The sequence below is a fragment of the Halotalea alkalilenta DSM 17697 genome (genome assembly GCF_000621205.1).
In the GTDB taxonomy this organism is placed as follows: domain Bacteria; phylum Pseudomonadota; class Gammaproteobacteria; order Pseudomonadales; family Halomonadaceae; genus Halotalea; species Halotalea alkalilenta.
In genome coordinates, this window is record NZ_KK211227.1 from 264,745 (window position 1) to 287,354 (window position 22,610).

Consider the following 22,610-nt stretch of genomic DNA (forward strand, 5'->3'; position numbering starts at 1 on the left):
GTGCAAAAGTCACAACGGCAGATTCAGATGACGCTTCAACCCAAAGGGAAAAGCAACCCTCACACCTGCATGTTCATCACTTCACGATAGGCGCTGACCAGCCGGTTACGCACCTGGACGCTCATGTTCAACGCGATACTGCCCTTTTGCAGGTCGATCATCACATCGTTGAGCGAGACGCCGGGATCGCCACGCTCGTAGGCCTGTGATTGGATCTCGGCGCTCTGGCGCATGCCGTCGACGCGATCGATCGAACGCTTGAGCGAAGCGGCGAAGTCGAGCCCGTCGCGGTTCGCATCTTCGGCCCGGGGCATGCGGGTTACGCCGCCGGCAGCTTGGGCGGCAGTGGTCTCCAGCGCCTGCAGGGCACTGGCAAGGGCGCCAGAGGCAACGGTCATGGCATCTCTCATTGAAGCGAGGCTCAAGCAACGATCGATCACCGATCCATCGAAGAGAACCTGGAAGGAAACTCGTCCCCAAGTACCGGGCATGCCACCGGATCAAGCTCAGGCGGATGCGACGAGACGAGGATGTCGATCGCAGGCTACCACTGGTGCGTCAGTTCGATCGGCGTAAATGAGCCCGATTTATCGACCTACTCGTCGGTTTGCTACGCCGGCCCGGGGCCAATAATGGGTGACATCTGTATTTACACACCGTTACACCCAATGCACCGCGATCGCAGCGGGTGCTTCGTGCCAAGGACGTCCCGCCCGGTGACCTCGATCAGCTACCAGCCTTCGTCTCGCTTCCTCGCCGCTTGCGAGCGCCAGACATGACTTCAGCGAACGCCCGCACCGGGCTGGATCCCGCCCGACTGAAAGAGGCGCTGGCCAAGCTGCGCACAGCGCCACTGATCGGCGTGGCGGTCGCCATCGCTGCGTCCCTCGCGATTCTCGTCGTACTGCTGCTGTGGGCACGCTCGCCCGACTACAAGCCGCTCTACTCCAACCTGAGCGACCGCGACGGCGGCGCCATCGTCGCTCAGCTAGAGCAGATGCAGATTCCCTACCGATTCTCCGCCGGCGGCTCCACGGTGCTGATTCCCGCGGAACAGATCGACCGTACCCGGCTGACGCTCGCAGGCCTCGGGCTGCCGAAGGGCGGTGCGGTGGGCTTCGAGCTGATGGATGCCCAGCCGTTCGGGGTCAGCCAGTTCACCGAGCACGTCAACTACCAGCGTGCGCTCGAAGGCGAGCTCGCCCGCTCGATCGAGACGCTCGGCCCCGTCGCCTCGGCACGCGTCCATCTGGCGATCCCCCAGCCGACGGTGTTCGTCCGCGATCGCCGCACGCCAAGCGCATCGGTCGTGGTCGAACTCCATCCGGGCAGGGCGCTGGATACTTCCCAGGTCGCCGCGGTCACTCATCTGGTGTCGAGCAGCGTCTCCGAAATGCCGATCGATGGCATCAGCGTGGTGGACCAGAACGGCAACCTGCTGACCAGAAGCGGCCTCGGCGACGCCGGCGCGGACGACGCCCGGCTCAAATACACCCAGGAGGTCGAGGAGCGGCTGCGCAAGCGGATCGAAGCCTTGATCGGCGCCCTGGTCGGCCGCGACAACGTGCTTACCACGGTCACCGCCGACATCGACTATTCGAGCGCCGAGCACACCCAGGAACACTACGACCCCAACGCGGATCCGCAGTCGACCGCGATCCGCAGCCGCCAGTCCAACGATGCCGAGCAGCTCGGCGCCAATGGCATCGGCGGCGTGCCCGGCGCGCTCTCCAACCAGGCCCCCGAATCACAGCCGCAGACGATCAACGCCCAGCAGGGCGAGCAGGCCGAGGGCGACGAGCAGGAAGAAACCAACCGCGGCCCTTCCTCGATGCAGCGCGGTGAAACGGTCAACTACGAGCTCAACCGCACGGTGCGCCATGTCAGGGAAGCGCGCGGGGCGATCAACCGGCTCTCCGTCGCGGTGGCGGTCAATTATCGCGCGGACGAGGAAGGCGTGGCCCAGCCGCTCGACGCCGAGGCGCTGGAGCGGATCAGCCGCTTGGTACGCGAGACGATGGGGTTCTCGGAAAGCCGCGGCGATAGCCTCGAAGTGGTCAACACCCCATTCAGCGAATCGATCAACGTCGTGGCCGAATCGAACTGGTGGCAAGACCCGCGCCTGATCGAGCTGGCGCTGGAATATGCCCGCTACCTCGCGATCGCCCTGGTTGCCTGGCTGCTGTGGCGACGGCTGGTCCGCCCGGCCGTCAACCGCCAGCGCGTCGAGCGCGAGGAGCGAGCGCGCATGGTCGCCGAGGCCGAAAGCGAGGCGGTACAGACCGCTAGCCGCGTGGAAGCCGAACAGCAGGCGCAGGCCAATGAGCAGCGCAACCAGCTGGCCCGCAAGCGCCAGGACGAACAGCGGATCCAACGGGTCCGAGAACAGGCACGCAAGGATCCCCGCCTGATCGCGATGATTCTCAAGGGATGGATGAACGAAGATGACCAGCGCCAACGTTGAGTTCAACCTCACCGCCGGGCTCGAGCGCAGCGCGATTCTGATGCTGGCGCTCGAGGAAGAGACCGCGGTCCATGTGTTCAAGCACCTCAACATGCATGACGTGCAGCGCTTGAGCCGCGCGATGGCCAGCCTCGGCCCGCTCTCCAACGAGCGCGTCACCGAGGTGATGAACGACTTCGACGACGAGCTCGACCAGTTCAGCGCGATCAACATCGACTCGACCGAGCACCTCAAGGGCATCCTGACCAAGACCCTCGGCGAGGATCGCGCCACCGAGCTGCTCTCGGACATTCTCGAGGCCAGCAACAGCACCGGGCTCGACTCGCTCAACGGCATGGAAGCGAAGGTGATCGCCGAGCTGATCCGCGACGAGCATCCGCAGATCATCGCCACCATCATCGTCCATCTCGAGCGCGGCCACGCCGCCAACGTGCTCAACCTGCTCGACGACGACCAGCGCAGCGACATCCTGCTGCGCATCGCCACCTTCGGCGGCGTCCAGCCCGCCGCACTCGCCGAGCTCGACCAGGTGCTAGGCGGCATGCTCAGCGGCAAGCAGGTCAAGCGCGACAAGCTCGGCGGCGTACGTCCAGCGGCCGAGATCCTCAACCTGATGAGCAGCTCCTTCGAGGAGCAGGTGATCTCCCGGGTACGCGCCTACGACGAGGAGCTGGCCCAGCAGATCGTCGACCAGATGTTCGTGTTCGACAACCTGATCGACCTCGACGGACAAGCGATCCAGCGGATCATTCAGGAAGTCGACAGCAACTCGCTGGCGATCGCGCTCAAGGGAACCGACGAGGCGCTGCGCGAGCACTTCTTCTCGTTCATGTCGAACCGCGCCGCCGAGATCCTCCGCGACGACATCCAGATGCGCGGCCCGATCCGGGTCACCCTGGTCGAGGCCGAGCAGAAGGCGATCACCCAGCTGGCCCGCCGACTCGCCGAAAGGGGCGAAATCAACCTCGGCCACAGCGAGGAGGACTATGTCTGACCAACCTCGCCACTGGCGCCCCTGGCGGCTCCACGACCTCGGCTCCACCCGGCCAGCGCCCGCGGACATCGCACCGGCGCGTACCAAGCGCAACGCCGAGGCGGAGATCAGCCGCGCACTGTTCGAACAGGCCAAGGAGCAAGCCTGCGCCCAGGGTTTCGAGCAGGGACGCGAAGAGGGCTTCAAGCAGGGGCAGCGGGAAGGATTCGAGGCCGCGCAGCGAGCCGGGCTCGAGGGCCTGGAACAGCGCCTGGACACCCTGGTGGCACCGCTCGCCGAACTGGCACGCCGCTTCGAAGCCGCGCTGCGCGAGGAGAACGACACCATCGCTCGCGCCACCACGGAGCTTGCGCTGGAGGTCGGTCGAGTGCTCGCCGGAGACGCACTGCGGCTCGCACCCGAATACATCGTCGATGATGTCCAGGCGCTGCTCGAAGAGCCGTTCGAGTCCAACGCCCCACCGACGCTGCTGCTTCATCCCGAGGACCTGGCGCTGGTCGAGACACGCCTCGACGCCGAGCTGCGTGCGGCGGGCTGGCAGCTGCGCGCCAACCCCGCGCTCGAACGCGGCGACTGCCAGCTCGAAAGCATGTACCAGGTGATCGACGCCAGCCGCAGCGACCGCTGGGAGCGACTGCGCCTAGCCGTCGGCCACAAGGCGCACTGAGATGAATACCCCGTTCGACGCCCAGACGCTGCGCACCGAACGCCTCGACCGGCTCGCTCGCGCGCGTGCCGCGGTCGCCGCACTCCCCCGCTGGCGCACCTGCGGCCGGCTGCTGCGGGCGACCGGCCTGGTACTCGAGGCCGGCGGCCTGCGCCTGCCGCTGGGCGCCAGCTGCCGAGTGGAGCTAGCGAATGAAGGCGGCTTCGCCGAGGCCGAGGTAGTGGGTTTCACCCGCGACACGCTCTATCTGATGCCGTTCGAGGAGATCGCCGGCGTAGTTCCCGGCGCCCGGGTCTGGCCGCTCGACGAAAAAGGGAGCATGTCCCAGCGGCTGCCGGTGGGAGACGGCCTGCTCGGGCGCGTCGTCGACGCGCGAGGCCGCCCGCTCGACGGCCAGGGAGCGCTTCGCGACGTGGTCTCGCAATCCCTTGGCGGCACCTCCCTCAACCCGTTGGAGCGCGCACCGATCCGTGAGCCGCTCGATGTAGGGGTGCGCGCGATCAACGCGATGCTCACCGTTGGCCGCGGCCAGCGTCTCGGCCTCTTCGCAGGCTCGGGGGTCGGCAAGAGCGTATTGCTGGGGATGATGGCCCGGTTCACCGAGGCGGAAGTGATCGTGGTCGGACTGATCGGCGAGCGCGGACGCGAGGTCAAGGACTTCATCGAGAACATCCTCGGCGAATCCGGACTCTCCCGGGCCGCGGTAGTCGCCGCGCCAGCCGACTGCTCGCCGCTGCTGCGCCTTCAGGGCGCGGCCTATGCCACCCGGCTGGCGGAGAACTTTCGCCAACAGGGGCGCAACGTGCTGCTGATCATGGATTCGCTGACCCGCTATGCGATGGCGATCCGCGAGATCGCGCTGGCGATCGGCGAGCCCCCCGCCACCAAGGGCTACCCGCCCTCGGTATTCGCCCGGCTACCGGCACTGGTCGAACGCGCGGGCAACGCAGCGCCCGGCGGCGGCTCGATCACCGCTTTCTACACCGTGCTCACCGAAGGCGACGACCAGCAGGACCCGATCGCCGACGCCGCTCGAGCGATCCTCGATGGGCACTTCGTGCTGTCGCGCTCGCTGGCCGAAGCCGGCCACTATCCGGCGATCGACATCGAAGCCTCGATCAGCCGCGCGATGACCTCGCTGGTCGATAGCCGTCATTTCGACTGCGTCCAGGGCCTCAAGCGGCTGATCTCCCACTACCAGCGCAACCGCGATCTGGTCAACGTCGGTGCCTACGTCTCCGGCAGCGACCCGCTGCTCGACCAGGCGATCGCGCTGCAACCGATGATCGAAGCCTTCCTCTGCCAGCGAATCGATGAACGCGCCGATTTCGATACGGCCGTCCAGGCCCTCTTCGACTTGATCGAGCAGGGCAACAGTGCGTCAAGGAGCCGACCAAGATGAGCGAGCAATCACTCAAGATGCTGATCGATCTCGCCACCGAGCGCCGCGATAGTGCGACGCTCGCGCTGGCCGAGCTGAAACGCGCGCTGGGCGCGAGTGAAAGCCAGCTGAGCCAGCTCGAAGAGTATCGCCAGGGCTATCGTAACCGCCTGCGCGAAGCGATGGCCCAGGGGGTATCGCCCGGCCAGCTGGATAACCAGCGCCGCTTCCTCGAGGCGCTCGATACCGCGATCGCGCATCAGCGACAGCGCCGCGACGACGACCAGGTACGCCGCGAACAGGGGCTCGCGACCTGGCGACAGGACCAGCGCAAGGTCGACGCGCTCTCCACGCTCGCCAGCCGGCGCAAGCAGGATGCGAATCACCGCGAGCGACGCCTGGAGCAGCTTCGCAACGATGAGTACGCCAGTCGCGCCCAGTCGCACTACACCTAGGACGCATCGACCCTCATCCCGGCCTCACCGACAAGTTTCGCTTCACGCAGGGGAAAGACGCCATGCAGATCGCCTTGAATCCGAGCCCGAACATCGACACGACGCGCGACCTCGTTCCCCGTGGGGAGCAAGACGCGAGCTTCTCCTCGCTGCTCGATCAAGTGAGCTCATCACTGCCTCCGCAGCCCGGACTAGCCCATCAGCCGCGCTCATCCGCGGATGTCGGCCAGCCACGCACGATCGCCCCAGAAGGCAGCGATCACGACCAGGATGGGACGCGCGAGCCCGAAGCGGCTGAAGCGCTCGCGGAGGTCGCCCTGCTCAACCCGCCCTCCTCGCCCTCGACCAATGCCCCATCGATGAGGACCGAATCGCCAAGCCAAGGCGAACTACCCAAGGACGCCGCGACTGCGCTCCCCGCGGAAGTTCTCCCCGCGAAGAACGGTGTCTCGAGCAGGCCGCAGGCGACGGCCGCACAAGCTACCGCCGCAGCGCCCGCGGACCACCAGCCCGCCTCCCCTTCTACTACGCGAGCGGTCATCGACCCACGCGTCCAGCCGCAAGAAGCACGAGCGCTCGCCCGGCAGGTACCGGGCGTCGCCACGACCGCGAACACCGCCTCTGGCAGCGTTGACGACACCGCGGTAGAGCGTCCCCAAACCGAGGTGCGCCCGGCATTCGGCACCGCGCGAGAGGAGTCCAGCCCAGCCGGCGCCACCTCGCCCCGTTCTCGCGCGGACCTGAGCCTTGAAGACAGCCTCAATCGGTTTCGCTCGTTCAAGCCCGCCAGCCTAGAGGTCAGCGGGCGCGCCGCCGATACCGCCACCGCCCCACCAGCGGCACCGTTGATGGCTTCCCAACCGGGGCTGCCCGGTTCCAGCCCAGCGTCCAGCAGCAGCGAGGTGCCCAGTGCCGCCTTGACCGAGCAGGTTGGCGATCAGGAATGGACCAACTCGCTGGCCACACGCCTGACCGGCCTCGGCAATACCCCTGGCGTGCGCACGCTCGAACTGAGCCTCAACCCGGCGGAGCTTGGTCCGCTGTCGGTGTCGCTGAGCGTCGATACCAAATCCCAAGCCGTACTCAGTCTCCAAATGGCCCACCCACAAACCCGCAAAGCGCTGGACGACTCGCTCGACAAGCTGCGCGAGGCCTTCAGCGAACGCGGCCTGACCCTCGTCCAGGTACAGCTCGTCGAACGCCCCTCGGCCGCCGCCACGACCGCTCAGCAGCAAAACGGCGCACAGCCGCAGTTCTCCCAGAACGGCGACACGAGCGGGTTCGCCGGTCAGCAGCAAGCGTTTCAGCAAGGCAGCGGCCAACGCCCGGATAGCCCGACCCAGCCTGACTCGATCGAAGCGGCTGCGTCCGCAGGAACCACCGACGAACAAGCGACAGGCGCCAGTCAGCAGACACCCCGGCTCTCGGGGGGAGTCGATCTATTCGCCTGATCACCGCACATCTCGAACCACGGCCTCACCACCGCCGCTCGGGACGAACGGGTGGGAAGGCCACGCTTAGCGATGCCGCGTCAGGCAACTGCCCTTTCATTGCATGGGACCGCCGGAACGGGCGGCGTCCGCGTCCCATGTCACCTTCCCATCGCAGACGGTGACCAAGGCACGGATCTCGTGGATGCTCTGCGGCTCGACCGCCTCTATATCGGCGGAAAGCACGACGACATCGGCGAGATAACCCGGCTTCAGCTTGCCCTTGCGGTCTTCCATGAATTCGACCCAAGCGCTCTCGCTGGTGTAGGCGGCAAGGGTCTCCTCAAGGGTCAGGCGCTGGTCCGGCAGCCCTTGCTTCCATACTTTGCGCACCATTGCCTCACGAATGCACAACAGCGGGTCGAGCGGGGACACCGGCCAGTCCGTCGCAAACACGATGCGCGCGCCGGCATCCTTCAGCATGCGCCAGGCGAAAGCGTAAGCCCAACGCTCCTCGCCGATATCTCTGAGATAGGGCTCGAGGGGAAGCCCCGCCGAACCGGGCGAATGTACCGGCTGCATGGAGGCGACCGTACCGAGTTCCGCGAAACGCGGAATGTCGTCAGGATGGACCACTTCGATATGTTCGATGCGGTGGCGGCTGTCGCGGCTGCCGTTTTCCCGGATGGCGGCGGCATAGCCGTCGAGCGCCTCACGCACGGCCCCATCGCCGATCGCGTGAACGGCGATCTGCATGCCGAGCGCGTCCGCGGCCACGGCGACGCGGTTGAAATGCTCCTGGGTGAAAAGCGGCTCGCCGCGCCATCCGGGCTGCGTGGCGTAGTCCTCGATGAAGAAGGCCGTGCCCGATTCCGTCACACCGTCTACGAACATCTTCACGAAATCCGATTTCAGACGGTCCGAGCGGAACCGTTCACGCCAGACGACTGCCCTTTCTTCCAGCGCGGACAGATCCATGAAGTTCTTCATATGGAAGGGAACGCGGACACGCACCGGCAGGCCGGCCGTCTCTTCTATCTCTTCGATCATTTCGAGCTGGTAGAGATTGCCGTCCATGTTCTGGATCGAGGTGATGCCGAGGGAAGCGCAGTAATCGAGACCGCGCTGGAGAATGGCGATATCGGCGGCGCGCTGCGCCTGTGTGACGGATTCCGGCTCGCCGCCGGTTCCAACGCCGAGCCCCTCGCGCCCTTCGGTCTCGCTGAGCGAGGCCACCGGCCTGATAGCGTTCGCTTCGCGCAGTTCGCCGGTGGCACGACCATCCGTCCCCATGACAATCTCGTTGCCCACTCCGACGTCCGCTCCGTACAGGATGCCGGCCGCCTCGAGCGCCGCCGTGTTCGCCCAAGCGGTATGATGATCAGACGCGAACAGAAGAACGGGGCGTTCCGGGATGATGCTATCGAGATGATGGCGGGTCAGGCGCTCGTCGTTCGACAGGATCGCGTAGCTCGCATATTGACCGACGAGCAGGTGCAGGCCCGGGTGTGCAGCCGCGTAGTCGAGCAACGCGGCTTTCAGCGCATCGAAGCCTTGCAGCTTGAAAAGCGAGAGCTGCGACAGCCCGACCGACCCGCCGAAAATGTGTAGATGGGACTCGTTGAAACCCGGCAGAACGCTTGCCCCCTTCGCATCGACGATCCTCGTCGCGGAGCCTTTGAAATCCGCTATCTCTGCGACCGAACCGACTGCCAGAATGCGGTTTCCGGCAATCGCCAACGCTTCGCAACGGGGATTGTCCTCGTCCATGGTCATGACACGGGCGTTGGTGATGACGATATCTGCAATGGTCTGCATGGGCACCGCCTTGGGAAACTGTTCTTCTTCTACACCGCGAATGCGAGATCGCTTCCGCGCTCGCTGAAAAAAAAGCGGGGAGAGCCGCCCCTCCCCGCTTCTCCATCATCGTTACCGTCTACTTCTGCAACTCGGTCCAGATCCGGGTATAGAGCGCCTGTACCTCAGGCGGGCAGGTGACATTGAAGATACCTTTTTCGACGAATTCTTCCGGAATGTTGATCTCCGGCGCCATCCTCATCTCTTCCGGCATGAAGGCTTCCGAACCAGCGATGCCATTGGCATAGCGGGCGAAAGACGAGATCATGGCCGCATTTTCAGGATCCATGATGAAGTTCTGGAACAGCTTGGCGTTTTCGACGTTCTTCGCGTCTTTCAGAACGGCGACATTGTCCATCCAAATCGGATAGCCTTCCTTGGGATACCCGTAAGCGACATTCTCGTTGAGCAGACGCGAGCGGAAGGATGAGCCGTTCCAATTCACGCCTGCGGCAATATCGCCCTTGGCATAGCGTTCGACGTTACCGTAGTCCAGCGAGGCCCATTTTGGTTTTGCCGCAGCGAAGTTGTCGCGCACCTTTTTCAGCACTTCCAGATCGCCCGTACAGGATTCACCGCCGGCATAGTAGATCGCCAGCGGCATGACATCGCTCATTTCGGGAATGACATTGATCTTGCCGACAAGCTCGGGCGGTGGATCGAGGAAGATCGCCGAGGTGTTGATATCGCCGGAATAAACGGACGTATTGACCGTTATTCCGGTCGTTCCCCACTGCCATGGGACGGTGTATCTTCGGCCAGGATCGAACGGCACGTCGACCCACCGCCTGTCCATGTTCTTGAAGTTCTCCATCTGGTTCGGGTTGGTCTCGATCAGCAGACCCTCATCGATCCAGATCGGGACTACGCTTGCAGACGGAACGACGATGTCGAATCCATGACCACCTTGGCGGACCTTGGCAAGCGCAGTGTCATTGGAATCGTAGTCGGTAACGGTCACCTTGACTTCGTAGGTTTCCTCGAACTTCTTGATGAGATCCGGATTTGTATAGTTTCCCCAGTTGAAGATATGCAGCTCGCCTTCGGCGTGAGAGATGGATGTAGATCCAAGCAAGGTAAGGCCAAAGGTGGTCAATATCAGTTGACGCTTCATTTTCTTCACTCCTGTCGGGATGTTTAGTTTTTATGCCGGCTGATAAAGAAGAAAATCGTCACTATCCCAAGGGACAGGAGTAGGAAAACCGTCGAGATGGCGTTCATTTCTGGCGTCACGACACGGCGGAGCTGGCCGAGCATATAGGTTGGCAGCGTATCCTGACCACCCGACTTGACGAATTCGGTGATGACGACGTTATCCAGGGAAATGACGAAGGCAAGCATCAGACCTGCGATGATGCCAGGCCACAGGAGCGGCAGCGAGACGCGGCGGAATGCCTGTAACGGCGTGGCATAGAGATCGGCGGCCGCCCGCTCCAGCGCCAGGTCCATGCTTTCCAGTCGCGCACGAATGGGAAGATAGGCAAAGGGAATGCAGAAGGCGGTGTGCGCGATGATCAGGTAACCGAGACCGGAATACCCTGTCCAAATCTTGATGCGCGAGAACAGGATCAGAAGGGCAACGGCGCAAACGATTTCCGGGATCATCAGCGGCAGGTTGATGAAGGAATACTTGAGACTTAGCCCCCGGTAGCGCGCAGTTCTCGTCGTCGCGATAGCCGCCATCGTCGCAAGTATGGTGGCAATGATGGCGGCGGCAGAAGCGATCTGCAGAGAGCGCAGCGAAGCGTCGATCACCTGCTGGTTGTTCCACGCCTGCCGGAACCAACGCAGGGAGAATCCCTCCCAGATAGCGATGGAGGTACCCGCATTGAAAGCATAGACGACAAGCGTTGCGATCGGCAGGTAGAGCAGGAAAAAGCAGATCATGGCGACGGTGGAGAAACCTACCTGCCGCTTGATATCGAACCGTTCAGCCATGCGATCCCCCCGACTTGCCGACGTTGCGGACATAAAAGGCGAGCGCGACCAGCACGATGAAGACCAGCGTGATCGAAAGCGCCGCGCCGAGCGGCCAGTTACGTCCCTGGCCGAACTGCAATTCGATCAGATTGCCCACCATCAGATTCCTGCCGCCGCCGAGAACGCGAGGAATGACGTAGGAGCCGAGCGACGGGATGAAAACGAGGATCGAGCCCGCGATGATGCCGGGTCTGACCTGCGGAATGATGATCCGCCTCAGCACCGCCAGCCGAGTGGCATAGAGATCGTATCCGGCCTCGACCAATCTGAAATCCAGCTTTTCCATACTGGCGTAAAGCGGCAGCACCATCAGCGGCAGGTGCACATAGGTCATGCCGACCATGATCGCGAAATCGGTGAACATCATCTGGATCGGCTGCGTGATCAGCCCGGCAGACATCAGCAGGGAATTGATGATGCCCTCGTTGCGGATCACCTCCTGAATGGCGAAGGCCCGAATGAGCAGATTGGTCCAGAAGGGAATGGTGATCAGGAAAAGCCAGATCGCCCGACTGCGCGGTGAACGGCTGGCGATGAAATAGGCCGTGGGGAACCCGAAGACGAAGGTGAGAAACGTCGTGCCGATGGCGAGCTTGATGCTGCGCCAGAGAATGGAGAGGTGGGCGTCGGCGAAGGAAACCGTGTCGTCGAAGATGTCGCGTGAGAAGAAGACATTGAACCAGCCTTCGAGGGACGGCTTCCAGATCACGTCGCCATAGGGACCGGGCGATAGGAACGAATAGACCAGTACGATCAGAAGCGGCCCGACGCTTGCGAGCGCAATCACGACAAGGGCGGGTGCCGACAGCAGCCACCGGGTTCGAATATCCGCTCTTTGCGCCTTTTCAGCAGCCCGCCGTGTGTGCTCCATAGTCAATCCCTCAATACCAGAGCGGCATCGCTGCCCAGGCGAATACCCACGGGGACGCCCGGCTCGAGCACATCGACACTGGTGCGCGTGTTCTGCCGGCGCACTATGAAGATATCGCCGCCCCCCAGCCGCACATGGTAATGGGTGTCCGTTCCGAAATAGACGACGTTTTCCAGCACGCCCTTGATGCCCGACTCCTCGCCGTCGTCCGCGAAGAGCTGCGCGTGCTCCGGGCGGATGACCACCGTGACCTCACCTTGCGGCTTGAAGCGCTCGGGTAGCCCCGCATCGAGGATCTCGCCGGATGCCAGCCGCACGGTCGCCCTGTCGTTTGCCGTGCCGACCACCGTTGCCTGGAGAAAATTGGTCTCGCCGATGAAATCAGCCACGAACCGGTCGGCCGGACGGTCGTAAATCTCTCGCGCGGTGCCGACCTGATGAATACGGCCTGCCGACATGACCGCGATCCGGTCCGACATGGTCAGCGCCTCTTCCTGATCGTGCGTGACGAAAATGAAGGTAATGCCAGTTTCGGACTGCAGCCGCTTCAGTTCGATCTGCATTTCCTTGCGCAACTTGTAATCCAGCGCCGACAGCGGCTCATCCAGCAACAGCACCTTGGGCTGCGGTGCAAGGGCGCGCGCCAGCGCCACGCGCTGCTGCTGGCCGCCGGAGATCTGGCCCGTGTAGCGATCCCGCATCTGCTCCATGTGAACGAGCTTCAGCATCTCGTCGACGCGCGCGCGGATCTCGTCCTTGGGCTTGCCCAGCATCTCGAGCCCGAAGGCGATATTCTGCGCGACCGTCATATGCGGAAAGAGCGCGTAGTTCTGGAACACCGTGTTCACCGGTCGCTTGAACGGCGGCAGCGGCGCGATGTCCTGCCCATGCAGCAGAATCTCTCCCTCAGTCGGAAAATCGAAACCCGCGATCAGCCGCAAAAGCGTCGTCTTGCCGCAACCGGAAGGTCCTAGCAACGTGAAAAACTCATTCTCGCGGATCGAGACGAACACACCGCCGAGTGCTGTTACCCGCTCGCTGCTAGCGCCGTAAATACGGCTGACACCGCGAACTTCTATGGCGAATCGGCACGGATTTTCCAGTAACAAGATATCCCCCTTGTTCTCTCGCAACCGTTCATCTCGACGGCTCTAACTCTCACCCGTCGCACCATGACATCCGGAAGATCTTTGCAAACGAAGACATGTAGTTTTGTCTCAGCAATCTCCGTGCCATCTCCATAAAAAAGCTCATTATCCGAGTGAATGCACCGAAAACGGATTGAAACGGTAGAGACTTGGAAGCGAATCCAGCGCAGCGGAACCCGCCAAAGTGATCAGCGGACAAGCAGCAGTTCTCGTACCTGCACCAGAATTGGTCAAACGACCAGATTTTGACGGGTGGGGAAATTCAGCTATCCAAAAGATGTCGCAGATAATCCCGCGCGGCGACGATCAATGCCTCCAGACCGGCCTGCGTGTCAGCCGCGTCGCGAAGGGCAAAGGACTGCAGGATCAATCCGTCGATGCCACCGAGAATGAAGCGACCAAGCGCTAGACCGATGCGTTCGAGGGCGGGATCCTGGGTTCCCCGGCCTTCTACGATCAGCCGCTTGTAAACATCGATGTAAGCGTCGTACTGCTTGGCTGCGAGCCACTCGCTGCCCTTGGTGCGAAGCGCATAGAGCGTCAGCTCGAGCTGGACGAACTGCTGTTCGGGCGTGCGCTCCACGTAACGCCAGATCGACCGGATCAGCTCCGCCACATGGGTTTCAAAATCATCCGAATTGCGAAGCTCTTCCTGGTAGCGCGCCAGCATGCTGGCGTTCAGATCTTCCAGAACTGCCAGCAGCAGCGTTTCCTTGCTGTCGAAATGATAATGCAGTGTGGCAAGCCGCACCTTGGCATTGGCGGCGATCTTTCGCGTCGTCACCTCGCCTATCCCGTGCGTCTCCAGTGCATCCAGCGCACCGCGAATGATACGTGCCCGGGTTTCCACACTCTTGGTCGTCGGGCGGACGGGATTTCTTTCAATTGCACTATTTTTGGTCATTTGACTAATTTTTTCTGCCGAGCTAGTTTTTCCATTATCCCCGCCTGCCAGGCATTTGAATCCTAAGGTCAGAAGGAACCCGTCACCATGCGAGATACGTCAGCGGCCAACAATGACAAGAGCACCCGCAGTATTCTCTATCCCTTCGCCAACATCAGCCATCTGGCGAAAAATCCGCCGCTTGTGATCGAGGGCGGAGACGGCGTTTACGTGACGGACGCGAGCGGGAGGCGCTATATCGACGGCCAGGCAGGCCTATGGAATGTCAATGTCGGCCATGGCCGCGAAGAGATCAAGGAGGCGATCCGCACCCAGCTCGACAAGCTCAGCTATTACAGCCTGTTCGGCGGCACCACCGTTTCGCCGGCCATAGAACTGGGAGAAGTACTGACCCGCATGACCGTACCGGAAGGCATGACCCGCGCCTTCTTTTCCTCGGGCGGCTCGGAAGCCAATGAAGCGGCGTTCAAGCTGGTGCGCCAATACTGGCGGCAGAGAGGCGAGCCGACCCGCATCAAGATCATTTCACTGAAAAGAGCCTATCACGGCGTAACGCTCGGCGCTCTTTCGGCCAACGGCGCCAACGCCTATCGCGAAGCCTACGAACCGCTGATACCGGGTTTTTTCCAGGTGGAAACGCCGCATGCCTATCGCAATCCCTTCACCAGCGACCATGATGCACTCGGCACGCTCTGCGCCGAACTGCTGGAACGGGAGATCCTCTATCACGGTCCCCAAACGATCGGCGCCTTCGTGGCCGAGCCGGTTCAGGGCGCGGGCGGCGTCATTGTGCCGCCCACCAATTTCTGGCCCAAGGTGCGCGAGATCTGCGACAGGTACGACATCCTGATGATTTCCGACGAAGTCGTCACCGGATTCGGCCGCGTCGGCAACATGATGGGCTGTCGCCATTGGGGCGTGCAGCCCGACATAATGAACTTCGCCAAGGGTATCAACAGCGGCTATGTGCCGCTCGGTGCGACCATGATGAACAGCAAAGTCGCCGACGCCTTCACCACCGACGACGACACCTCCTTCAGCCCTGCCGCCTTCTTCCACGGCAATACCTATGCGGGCCATCCCCTCGCCTGCGCGGCGGCGATCGCCAATCTGAAGATCATCGAGGAGGAAGACTTGCCCGCCAATGCCGGCACGGTCGGCGCCTACTTCATCGAACGATTGAAGGAAGTCCAGACCCGCCATCACAACATCGGCGACGTACGCGGCCTCGGCCTGATGATCGGCGTCGAACTCGTGAAGGATCCGGAAACGAAGACGCCATTCGAGCTGTCGGAGAACTTCGGCGCGCGGATTGCCGACCATTGCCGGGAAAAGGGCGTGCTGATTCGCAACCTCGCCGACACCTTCATCATCTCGCCGCCGCTGATCCTGACCAAGGCGCACGTCGACGAGATGGTCGACGTCTTCGAGGATGCGCTCAAAGCAGTCGAGTGAGATCGAAAAGGCGGGGACTCTTCCCCCCGCCTTTGCTCGTTCCCAGCGCACGGCAATCATCGAATCCGTTCCAGGCAAGGAACCAACATCTCGAACCACGGCCGCAAAGCCACGAGTTGAACCCGCCATCGCCCTCTGTTCGGGCCATCGCTCCCGGCAGCAGGTTCTACCATGGGTGCGATGTACGCCTGCTTCTTCGATCCTCTTCCGGCTCGTCCGGACCGCCTGAGAAACGTTTCATGTCCGATCCCACAGCCGCCAAGCCGGCACCCAATTCCAGCAAGAAATGGCTGGTCATCGGCTTGGTGCTGATGCTTGCACTGCTCGGTGCCGGTGCAGCCGGTTGGTTCTTCCTCTCATCCCAGGCACCCGACCAAGCGCCGATCGCGGCTCCCGCTCAGCCGCCGACCTTCTACGCGCTCCAGCCGTTCACGGTCAATTTCAACGACGACAGCGGCAGGATGCTCCATCTAGGTCTCAGCCTCGAGCTCGAAGACCCGTCGAGTGCCCAGCAACTGGCCAGCTACATGCCGCATATCCGCAACCGCATCCTGCTGCTGCTCGCCGAGCAGCCCGCGGATCGACTCGAAACCGCCGACGACAAGCGTCGGCTCGCCGAGGAGCTGCGCGCGCTGTTCTCCCAGCCCTTCGATGGTGTCAACGGTTTTCCAGTACGCCAGGTATTGTTCACCGATTTCATCGTGCAGTGATCCATGGCCAACGACCAGCTTTCCCAGGAAGAGATCGATGCGCTGCTCAACGCGGGTGACGACGACAGCGACGATCGCCCAAAAGAGCAGTTCCACAACGGCAAGCGAATCCTGCCCTTCGACCCCGCATCGGCGAAGCGCAGTATCAGAATCAGCCGGCTGCCGGGGCTCGAGCTGATCAACGAGCGTTTCGCCCGCCGCTTTCGCAACTCTTTGTTCGATCTGATCAGGCGCGGTTCCGACATCACCGTGATGTCGCAGCGGCTCGAGAAGCACGTCGACTTCGCCCGCAACCTGCCGGTGCCGGCGAACCTCAACGTGATCAGCCTGTCCCCTCTCCACGGCCAGGCCCTGGTGGTCTTTCCACCCGAGTTCGTGCTGCTGGTGGTCGATAGCCTGTTCGGTGGCGACGGTCGCTTCGCGCTGAAGACCGAGGGACGCGATTTCACCCGCACCGAACAAAGGATCATCAGCCGGCTGCTGGGCATCGCACTGCAGTGCTATGGCGAAGCGTGGGAAGAAATCTACGTGGTCGCGCCGCTCCACCAGCGCTCGGAGACCCAGGCCAAGTTCGCCAGCATCGTCAATATGCCGAGCGAACTGGTGGTGCATACCACCTTCCGCCTCGAAGTCGGTGCTTTCGGCAGCGATTTCCACATCTGCATGCCCTACTCGATGATCGAACCGATCCGGGAGCTGCTCAGCGGGCCGATGCAGCGCGGGGCGCCCGAGCAGGAGCGTGTGCGCATCGAGCGCCTGAGCAGAGAGGTCGAACACTCGAGCGTGGATCTGGTCGCCGAGTTCACCAAGCTCGAACTCTCCCTCAGCGAAGTCGCCAGTCTCGAATGCGGCCAGATACTGCCAATCGACCTGCCCCAGACCTTGACCGCCAATATCGACGGCGTGGCCGTGATGGAGTGCGAATTCGGTCGTTTGAACGACCGCAAGGCGCTGCGTATCACCCGCTTGATCGACCATCCGGCACCGACGCTGGACCGCCTCGCGCGCAGCCAGGCCGCGCGCGACGGCGATGCGAAACCGGGCCGGACGACGACTGATAAGGAAGCTTGACCATGAGTGACGAGAAGAAGCCCTCAGAGCAGGAAGAACTCGACGATATCTGGGGCGAGGCGATGGCCGAGCAGCAGGCAGAGCCGACGGATGACGCCTCACCGCCGAGTGAAGAGGTATTCAAGCCGCTGCAGGAGAGCACCGCCGAAGGCGATCCACGCGATCTGAGCATGGTGATGGACATCCCAGTGACCCTGTCGGTCGAACTTGGTCGCACACGGCTGACGATCCGCGAGCTGCTCGATCTCGCCAAGGGCTCGGTGGTCGAGCTCGAAGGCCTCGCCGGCGAGCCGATGGATATCATGATCAACGGCTATCTGGTCGCCCAGGGCGAAGTGGTGGTGATCGAGGAGCGCTACGGTATCCGTATCACCGACATCGTCACCCCCTCCGAACGGCTGCAGCGGTTGAAACGCCGCGGATGAGCGAGACAATCTCCATTGCAGCGAACGATAACAGCACCGCACACGTCGAACAGCCCGTCTCCGACTACGGGCAGATCGGTGCCGGCGTCGCCGACCCGCTGGTAGGCGCGGGCAAGACCGCGCTCGCACTCGTGGTGGTGATCGCGCTGATCCTCGTCGTATGCGCGGCGCTGAAGCGCTTCTCGCCGCAGCGGCCCCGCGGTGGCAGTGCGCTGAAGGTGATCGCCAGCCAGCCGGTCGGCCAGCGCGAGCGCGTGGTGCTGGTCGAGGTCGATGACACCTGGCTGGTACTGGGGGTCGGCGCCGGCCGGGTGGAAAAGCTCCACAGTCTTCCGGCCAAGCGCGACCTGCACGATGCCCCTTCCGCACCGGGCGGCTTCGCTCGAGTGCTCGCCCATGCTCGTGGCCACAAAGGTGGGCGGGATGGTTGATCGTCATCGCGCGATCGGGGCGTTCACCACTGCGCTGCTCATCGTGCTGCCGGATCTCGCCGCCGCCCAGGCCCTGCCAGGGATAGTCAGCCAGCCCACCGCCGATGGCGGACAAAGCTGGTCGCTGCCGATCCAGACGCTGGTGCTGCTCACCTCGCTGACGTTTCTACCGGCGGCGCTGCTGATGATGACCGCCTTCACTCGGATCGTGATCGTGCTCAGCCTGCTGCGCACCGCACTCGGGACACCGACCACGCCTCCCAACCAGGTGCTGATCGGACTGGCGCTGTTTCTGACCTTCTTCGTCATGTCACCGGTCCTAGAGCAGATCTACGATCGCGCCTACCTGCCGCTGGCCAGCGATGAGATCACCTTCCAGCAGGCGATCGAGGAAGGCGTAGAGCCGCTCAAGACGTTCATGCTCCACCAGACCCGCGAAACCGACCTGGCGATGTTCGCGCGGATCAGCAACGCGCCGGAGCTGGAAAGTCCAGAAAGCGTACCGCTGCGGCTGCTGATGCCCGCCTTTCTCACCAGCGAGCTGAAAAGCGCATTCCAGATCGGCTTCATGATCTTCATTCCGTTTTTGATCATCGACCTGGTGGTGGCGAGCGTACTGATGGCGCTGGGGATGATGATGGTGCCGCCGGTGACCATCTCGCTTCCTTTCAAGCTGATGCTGTTCGTGCTGGTCGACGGCTGGGGCCTGCTGATCGGCTCGCTGGCCCAGAGCTTCTACATATGAGCGCACCGGTGAGCATCCCCCACGGGCGCCTGGAGGAGAAACGCCAATGACCCCGGAAATGGTGATGAGCCTGGGATTCCAGAGCATGAAGATGACCCTGCTGGTGGCTGCGCCGATGCTGCTCGCAGCGCTCTCCGTCGGCCTCCTGGTCAGCCTGTTCCAGGCCGCGACGCAGATCAATGAGATGACCCTGTCGTTCATTCCCAAGATCCTGGCGGTGATCGGGACGATGATCCTCGCTGGTCCCTGGATACTCGGCCTGCTGGCGGACTACACCCGCGAGCTGTTCCAGCGTATCCCGCTGCTGGTCAGCTGAGCGGCCCGTGGTAGAGGTCACCTCCGCGCAGCTCTACGGCTGGCTGGCACTCTACTTCTGGCCATTCGTGCGCATCCTCGGGCTGCTTTCCGTAGCACCGGTGTTCGGTGAAAACCAGGTACCGGCACGCACCAAGGTGGTGCTGGCAGGATTGATCGCACTAGTGCTCGCCCCGATACTCCCACCGCCGCCGGCGATACCGCCGGTCTCCTGGCCAGGGCTGTGGCTGATCGCCCGCGAACTGGTCATCGGCATCGCAATGGGGCTGACCATGCGCCTCGCCCTGGCCGCGGTTCAGGCCGCGGGTGAGTACATTGGCCTGCAGATGGGGCTCTCCTACGCCTCGTTCTTCTCCCCGGACGCCGGCGGCACCACCACCGTACTGTCGCGGCTGCTGCATCTATTCGCCATGCTGCTGCTGCTCGCCTTCGATATCCACCTGATGATGCTCCAGGTCCTGGTCGACAGCTTCCAACTGGTACCCATCGGCCCGGGAGGACTGGCCGCCGAGGGCAGCTGGCGACTAGCGAGCTTCGGCACCACCATCTTCGCCGCTGGGCTATTGCTCTCGCTGCCACTGGTGGCAGCGCTTTTGATCATCAACCTGGCAATGGGCATCCTCAACCGCGCATCGCCCCAGTTTTCGGTCTTTTCGGTGGGTTTTCCGATCACGCTGTTGGCGGGATTGCTGCTTCTGATGGTGATGCTGCCCGAGCTCGGCGGATACTTCTCTCGCCTGTTCGGTGACGCCCTGCGCACCATGCAGAGCATCGCCGCGGGATTCGCCGGCGATTGAGACTTGCACAGAGAAGCCCGGCGTCAGAGACGAGGCCGTGGTTCGATTCGAGGTAATCCCGAGCGCCCTGAACGAGCGAAGCGAGTCGAAGGGTCCTCGCCGGCTATCCGCGAGCATCCCGAGCATCCCGAGCAAGCGAAGCGCATCGAGGGGCACGAGCGGACAGATAAACCCGTTCGTCCCGAGCGGCGTTCCTACGCGCCAACACACCGGTTCATCGCGACAGTCGGGAACGCCAGTCGAGGGATCGGAAGCTAGCGCCGGGCCGGGGGCTCCACTCAGCCGTTGAGCAGATCGAACATCGACAGCTGCTGACTCTGGGCGATGCTCTTCATCGCGACTTCGAGTGCGAGACTGGTCATGGCCGCCTCGGAGAGCGCCTGGGCGTAGTCGACGTCGCGCAGCCCGCTGATCTCGTCCTGCCGGGCAATGCTGCGGTCGCTGCTGAGTTCGTCGAGCCGTTCGAGCTGGTTGAGCCGGCTGCCACCCAGTGCGCGGATACCGAGCACGTTGTCGATTCCCGCATCCATATCGGCAAGGGTGGTATCCGAAATGACATCGGTGTCGCCGGCCAGGAGACCATCGGCGATTTCACGCAGCCACTCGGTCAGGTCGGGTCCATCCTCGCCAGCCGGGGACATCAGCTGGTTGCGATTGACCGGACCATCGATCGTCAGCCCATCGTCGATGCGGTAGCTGCGCGGCGCGGCGTCGGCGCCATCGCCCAATGGATCCGCCGTACCCTGCTGGCCGGAAAAGAGATAATTACCATCTGCGTCGCGGGTACGCAGCGTGTCCTCCATCCGGTCCACCAGCATGGAGAGCTGCTCGCCAAGCCCCACCACCGTCGCGCTATCGAGCGTCCCGTTACCGGCCTGAACCAGCAGCGAGCGGGCCGAATGGAGCGTATCGGTGAGATCGGTGAGCGCGCTCTCCTGCAGCATCAGGGCACTGGTAGCGGCCGCGCGGCTCGAGGTGTACTGCTCGCTGCGCACCTGCGCCTGGGTCAGTTCGATCACTCGAGCGGCGCCCTGCGGATCGTCGGAAGGACGATTGATCCGCTGGTTGGTGGCAAGACGCTCCAGCGCGGCGTTATCGCGCGACTGCTGGCTTTGGAGCAGCTCGATGTTGCGCTGGAACATCCCGGCGGTGCTGACTCGCATGTCAAATCTCCTAACGAATCGCGAGAATGGTGTCGAGCAGGTTGGTGGCGGTCTGGATCACCTGCGCATTGGCCTGGTAGAAGCGCTGGTACTGGGCCAGCCTCACCGCTTCCTCGTTGAGGTCCACCCCGCTGATCGACTGCATCGCACCGCTCAGCTCGCTGGTCAGGCTCTGCTGGGTCGTCAAGCGCGCCTCGACGTTGGCCGCCGAGGTGCCGACTTTGGAGACCATGGCGGCATACCGATCACCGAAACGCTGGCTGTCCTGCAGATCGGCGATCGCGCGCATCCGGCTGCCATCTAGCAAACTGCCCTCTCCGGTGACCAGATCGTCGGCATCGGTGACCTCGAGCGTCAACCGGCCAACGTCGCCTTCCTGCTGCGGGGCCTGGTAGCCGAAAAGCTGTGCCGAATAGGCCTCCCCGACGCTGTCGGCGAAGTCCTTCATCAGCCCATCCAACCCGCTGCGCGCTTCAGCCAAAGCGCCCTGGTTGAATTCGTTCAACCCGCCCAGGGTACCGCCCTGGACCCGCTGCCATGCAGCCTCGGGAACCGCGACGGCGCGCTCGCCGAGCACCAGCGCAGTGCCATCGGCGAACGAGAGATTGTAGAGGCCGTCCTGCTCGACCACCCGGACGTCTGCAAGCTCGCTGAGGTCGCTGACCAGCTGGTCTCGCTGGTCGAGCAGTTCGTTGGGCTCGCTGCCGGTCTGGGCACGGACGCGGACGATCTGCTTGTTGAGCTCGGCAAGCTGCGCCGCCCCGTCCTCGATCTGCCCCTGGGTGGAAGCGAGCTGCTTGTCGACAGTGGTGGCAATCTCGTCGAGCTGGCTGGCATAGGCGTTGAAACGCCCCACCAGCGCCTCGGCGTCGCCGATCAGCGCCTGACGCGTGGAGCTCGAACTCGGCGCGTCGGCGAGCGAGGCGCTTGCGGAGAAGAAGTCATTGAGGCTCTGATCGAGCCCGCCGCTGCCGTAGAGCGACTCGAGCGTGGCGAGCGAGCTGCTCTGAGCCTGCAGCGAGGCCTGGCGCGATAGCGCCGCATTCAACTGCTCGCCGATCGCCCGCGAATAGTCACGCCCGATACCGCTGATCGATACACCCGAGCCGCCCCCGAAACCGCTGGAGAGCAGGGCGTTCTGGCGGCTGTAGCCAGGGGCGTCGACATTGGCGATGTTGTTGCTCGACGCATTCAGCTGGGCCTGCGCTGCACGCAGCCCGCTGCCGCCAATGGAGTAGAGGTTGCTCATCGTATCCGGGTCTTCGTCGGTCGCGGCGGTGCACCGCGGGAATGATTGCCTGTTTCAAGCTATCGGCCATTCGGGGAGAAGCTTGAGCATCCAATCCC

At 63.1% G+C, this 22,610-nt stretch carries 23 protein-coding genes; 14 read left to right on the plus strand and 9 right to left on the minus strand.

All coding sequences use genetic code 11. The features are described 5' to 3' along the window. Positions 1-59: 59 nt before the first annotated feature. Complete coding sequence (gene fliE, locus Q376_RS0112395) at positions 60-398, minus strand: flagellar hook-basal body complex protein FliE (protein ID WP_027350578.1); 339 nt, start codon at positions 396-398, stop codon at positions 60-62. A gap of 377 nt (positions 399-775) precedes the next feature. On the opposite strand from fliE, the gene fliF reads away from it, so the two are divergent. From fliF to Q376_RS0112425, 6 genes are all read left to right on the plus strand, one after another. Continuing rightward, complete coding sequence (fliF, locus tag Q376_RS0112400; RefSeq protein WP_043447686.1) at positions 776-2,464, plus strand: flagellar basal-body MS-ring/collar protein FliF; 1,689 nt, start codon at positions 776-778, stop codon at positions 2,462-2,464. Then, a complete protein-coding gene (fliG, locus tag Q376_RS0112405) occupies positions 2,445-3,458 on the plus strand; it encodes a flagellar motor switch protein FliG (protein ID WP_027350580.1) in 1,014 nt (337 codons plus the stop codon). Before fliF ends, fliG begins: the two co-directional genes overlap by 20 nt. Further along, entirely contained in the window at positions 3,451-4,125 is a 675-nt protein-coding gene (locus Q376_RS22485; RefSeq protein WP_052365190.1) for a flagellar assembly protein FliH, read from the plus strand. Before fliG ends, Q376_RS22485 begins: the two co-directional genes overlap by 8 nt. 1 nt (position 4,126) lies before the next feature. Continuing rightward, on the plus strand, positions 4,127-5,527 hold the full coding sequence (gene fliI, locus Q376_RS22490; RefSeq protein ID WP_052365192.1) for a flagellar protein export ATPase FliI: 1,401 nt from the start codon (positions 4,127-4,129) through the stop codon (positions 5,525-5,527). Next, positions 5,524-5,961: a flagellar export protein FliJ gene (gene fliJ, locus Q376_RS0112420; RefSeq protein ID WP_027350581.1), complete on the plus strand. Its 438-nt coding sequence runs from the start codon at positions 5,524-5,526 to the stop codon at positions 5,959-5,961. Before fliI ends, fliJ begins: the two co-directional genes overlap by 4 nt. A gap of 62 nt (positions 5,962-6,023) precedes the next feature. Continuing rightward, positions 6,024-7,412, plus strand: a complete 1,389-nt coding sequence (locus Q376_RS0112425; protein ID WP_027350582.1) for a flagellar hook-length control protein FliK — start codon at positions 6,024-6,026, stop codon at positions 7,410-7,412. Positions 7,413-7,508: 96 nt separating this feature from the next. On the opposite strand, the gene Q376_RS0112430 is transcribed toward Q376_RS0112425, so the two are convergent. The 6 genes from Q376_RS0112430 to Q376_RS0112455 all read right to left on the minus strand — a co-directional run bounded on the left by Q376_RS0112430 (position 7,509) and on the right by Q376_RS0112455 (position 14,151). Next, complete coding sequence (locus Q376_RS0112430; protein WP_027350583.1) at positions 7,509-9,209, minus strand: amidohydrolase; 1,701 nt, start codon at positions 9,207-9,209, stop codon at positions 7,509-7,511. 118 nt (positions 9,210-9,327) lie between these two features. Further along, positions 9,328-10,362 carry an ABC transporter substrate-binding protein gene (locus tag Q376_RS0112435; protein WP_027350584.1) on the minus strand — a complete coding sequence of 345 codons (1,035 nt, stop codon included), beginning with the start codon at positions 10,360-10,362 and terminating at the stop codon, positions 9,328-9,330. A gap of 23 nt (positions 10,363-10,385) precedes the next feature. Next, the gene (locus tag Q376_RS0112440) at positions 10,386-11,186 is read right to left on the minus strand and encodes an ABC transporter permease (protein WP_027350585.1); all 801 of its coding nucleotides are present in this window, start codon (positions 11,184-11,186) and stop codon (positions 10,386-10,388) included. Beyond that, positions 11,179-12,099 (minus strand): ABC transporter permease, encoded by a 921-nt coding sequence (locus tag Q376_RS0112445; RefSeq protein WP_027350586.1) that lies wholly within the window; start codon positions 12,097-12,099, stop codon positions 11,179-11,181. Before Q376_RS0112445 ends, Q376_RS0112440 begins: the two co-directional genes overlap by 8 nt. 2 nt (positions 12,100-12,101) lie before the next feature. Continuing rightward, entirely contained in the window at positions 12,102-13,208 is a 1,107-nt protein-coding gene (locus tag Q376_RS0112450) for an ABC transporter ATP-binding protein (protein WP_043447842.1), read from the minus strand. A 301-nt stretch (positions 13,209-13,509) separates the two neighbouring features. Beyond that, positions 13,510-14,151, minus strand: coding sequence for a TetR/AcrR family transcriptional regulator (locus Q376_RS0112455; RefSeq protein ID WP_043447693.1), 642 nt, complete (start codon positions 14,149-14,151; stop codon positions 13,510-13,512). Positions 14,152-14,238: 87 nt separating this feature from the next. Here Q376_RS0112455 and Q376_RS0112460 point away from each other — a divergent pair, with 87 nt between their 5' ends. The 8 genes from Q376_RS0112460 to fliR all read left to right on the plus strand — a co-directional run bounded on the left by Q376_RS0112460 (position 14,239) and on the right by fliR (position 20,100). Next, a complete protein-coding gene (locus tag Q376_RS0112460) occupies positions 14,239-15,606 on the plus strand; it encodes an aminotransferase class III-fold pyridoxal phosphate-dependent enzyme (RefSeq protein WP_052365193.1) in 1,368 nt (455 codons plus the stop codon). A 239-nt stretch (positions 15,607-15,845) separates the two neighbouring features. Then, positions 15,846-16,316, plus strand: coding sequence for a flagellar basal body-associated FliL family protein (locus tag Q376_RS0112465; RefSeq protein ID WP_027350590.1), 471 nt, complete (start codon positions 15,846-15,848; stop codon positions 16,314-16,316). A 3-nt stretch (positions 16,317-16,319) separates the two neighbouring features. Further along, a complete protein-coding gene (gene fliM, locus Q376_RS22495; RefSeq protein WP_052365197.1) occupies positions 16,320-17,387 on the plus strand; it encodes a flagellar motor switch protein FliM in 1,068 nt (355 codons plus the stop codon). 2 nt (positions 17,388-17,389) lie between these two features. Further along, positions 17,390-17,812, plus strand: a complete 423-nt coding sequence (gene fliN / locus Q376_RS0112475) for a flagellar motor switch protein FliN (protein WP_027350591.1) — start codon at positions 17,390-17,392, stop codon at positions 17,810-17,812. Continuing rightward, positions 17,809-18,243 (plus strand): flagellar biosynthetic protein FliO, encoded by a 435-nt coding sequence (fliO, locus tag Q376_RS22500; protein ID WP_052365198.1) that lies wholly within the window; start codon positions 17,809-17,811, stop codon positions 18,241-18,243. The genes fliN and fliO overlap by 4 nt, the downstream gene beginning before the upstream one ends. Further along, positions 18,236-18,988: a flagellar type III secretion system pore protein FliP gene (fliP, locus tag Q376_RS0112485; RefSeq protein ID WP_052365220.1), complete on the plus strand. Its 753-nt coding sequence runs from the start codon at positions 18,236-18,238 to the stop codon at positions 18,986-18,988. Before fliO ends, fliP begins: the two co-directional genes overlap by 8 nt. 46 nt (positions 18,989-19,034) lie before the next feature. Next, positions 19,035-19,304 carry a flagellar biosynthesis protein FliQ gene (gene fliQ, locus Q376_RS0112490; RefSeq protein WP_027350593.1) on the plus strand — a complete coding sequence of 90 codons (270 nt, stop codon included), beginning with the start codon at positions 19,035-19,037 and terminating at the stop codon, positions 19,302-19,304. Between the two features lie 7 nt (positions 19,305-19,311). Then, positions 19,312-20,100: a flagellar biosynthetic protein FliR gene (fliR, locus tag Q376_RS0112495; RefSeq protein ID WP_027350594.1), complete on the plus strand. Its 789-nt coding sequence runs from the start codon at positions 19,312-19,314 to the stop codon at positions 20,098-20,100. Between the two features lie 278 nt (positions 20,101-20,378). Here fliR and Q376_RS0112500 read toward each other — a convergent pair whose 3' ends face one another. Next, complete coding sequence (locus Q376_RS0112500) at positions 20,379-21,263, minus strand: flagellin N-terminal helical domain-containing protein (RefSeq protein ID WP_027350595.1); 885 nt, start codon at positions 21,261-21,263, stop codon at positions 20,379-20,381. Positions 21,264-21,273: 10 nt separating this feature from the next. Then, the gene (gene flgK / locus Q376_RS0112505; RefSeq protein WP_027350596.1) at positions 21,274-22,512 is read right to left on the minus strand and encodes a flagellar hook-associated protein FlgK; all 1,239 of its coding nucleotides are present in this window, start codon (positions 22,510-22,512) and stop codon (positions 21,274-21,276) included. Between the last annotated feature and the right edge of the window lie 98 nt (positions 22,513-22,610).

What these genes read in the sequence shown, in the direction of transcription:
- fliE (WP_027350578.1), bottom strand. Translation starts at nt 398, where the DNA reads ATGACCGTTGCCTCTGGCGCCCTTGCCAGTGCCCTGCAGGCGCTGGAG.
- fliF (WP_043447686.1), top strand. Translation starts at nt 776, where the DNA reads ATGACTTCAGCGAACGCCCGCACCGGGCTGGATCCCGCCCGACTGAAA.
- fliG (WP_027350580.1), top strand. Translation starts at nt 2,445, where the DNA reads ATGACCAGCGCCAACGTTGAGTTCAACCTCACCGCCGGGCTCGAGCGC.
- Q376_RS22485 (WP_052365190.1), top strand. Translation starts at nt 3,451, where the DNA reads ATGTCTGACCAACCTCGCCACTGGCGCCCCTGGCGGCTCCACGACCTC.
- fliI (WP_052365192.1), top strand. Translation starts at nt 4,127, where the DNA reads ATGAATACCCCGTTCGACGCCCAGACGCTGCGCACCGAACGCCTCGAC.
- fliJ (WP_027350581.1), top strand. Translation starts at nt 5,524, where the DNA reads ATGAGCGAGCAATCACTCAAGATGCTGATCGATCTCGCCACCGAGCGC.
- Q376_RS0112425 (WP_027350582.1), top strand. Translation starts at nt 6,024, where the DNA reads ATGCAGATCGCCTTGAATCCGAGCCCGAACATCGACACGACGCGCGAC.
- Q376_RS0112430 (WP_027350583.1), bottom strand. Translation starts at nt 9,209, where the DNA reads ATGCAGACCATTGCAGATATCGTCATCACCAACGCCCGTGTCATGACC.
- Q376_RS0112435 (WP_027350584.1), bottom strand. Translation starts at nt 10,362, where the DNA reads ATGAAGCGTCAACTGATATTGACCACCTTTGGCCTTACCTTGCTTGGA.
- Q376_RS0112440 (WP_027350585.1), bottom strand. Translation starts at nt 11,186, where the DNA reads ATGGCTGAACGGTTCGATATCAAGCGGCAGGTAGGTTTCTCCACCGTC.
- Q376_RS0112445 (WP_027350586.1), bottom strand. Translation starts at nt 12,099, where the DNA reads ATGGAGCACACACGGCGGGCTGCTGAAAAGGCGCAAAGAGCGGATATT.
- Q376_RS0112455 (WP_043447693.1), bottom strand. Translation starts at nt 14,151, where the DNA reads ATGACCAAAAATAGTGCAATTGAAAGAAATCCCGTCCGCCCGACGACC.
- Q376_RS0112460 (WP_052365193.1), top strand. Translation starts at nt 14,239, where the DNA reads ATGCGAGATACGTCAGCGGCCAACAATGACAAGAGCACCCGCAGTATT.
- Q376_RS0112465 (WP_027350590.1), top strand. Translation starts at nt 15,846, where the DNA reads ATGTCCGATCCCACAGCCGCCAAGCCGGCACCCAATTCCAGCAAGAAA.
- fliM (WP_052365197.1), top strand. Translation starts at nt 16,320, where the DNA reads ATGGCCAACGACCAGCTTTCCCAGGAAGAGATCGATGCGCTGCTCAAC.
- fliN (WP_027350591.1), top strand. Translation starts at nt 17,390, where the DNA reads ATGAGTGACGAGAAGAAGCCCTCAGAGCAGGAAGAACTCGACGATATC.
- fliO (WP_052365198.1), top strand. Translation starts at nt 17,809, where the DNA reads ATGAGCGAGACAATCTCCATTGCAGCGAACGATAACAGCACCGCACAC.
- fliP (WP_052365220.1), top strand. Translation starts at nt 18,236, where the DNA reads ATGGTTGATCGTCATCGCGCGATCGGGGCGTTCACCACTGCGCTGCTC.
- fliQ (WP_027350593.1), top strand. Translation starts at nt 19,035, where the DNA reads ATGACCCCGGAAATGGTGATGAGCCTGGGATTCCAGAGCATGAAGATG.
- Q376_RS0112500 (WP_027350595.1), bottom strand. Translation starts at nt 21,263, where the DNA reads ATGCGAGTCAGCACCGCCGGGATGTTCCAGCGCAACATCGAGCTGCTC.
- flgK (WP_027350596.1), bottom strand. Translation starts at nt 22,512, where the DNA reads ATGAGCAACCTCTACTCCATTGGCGGCAGCGGGCTGCGTGCAGCGCAG.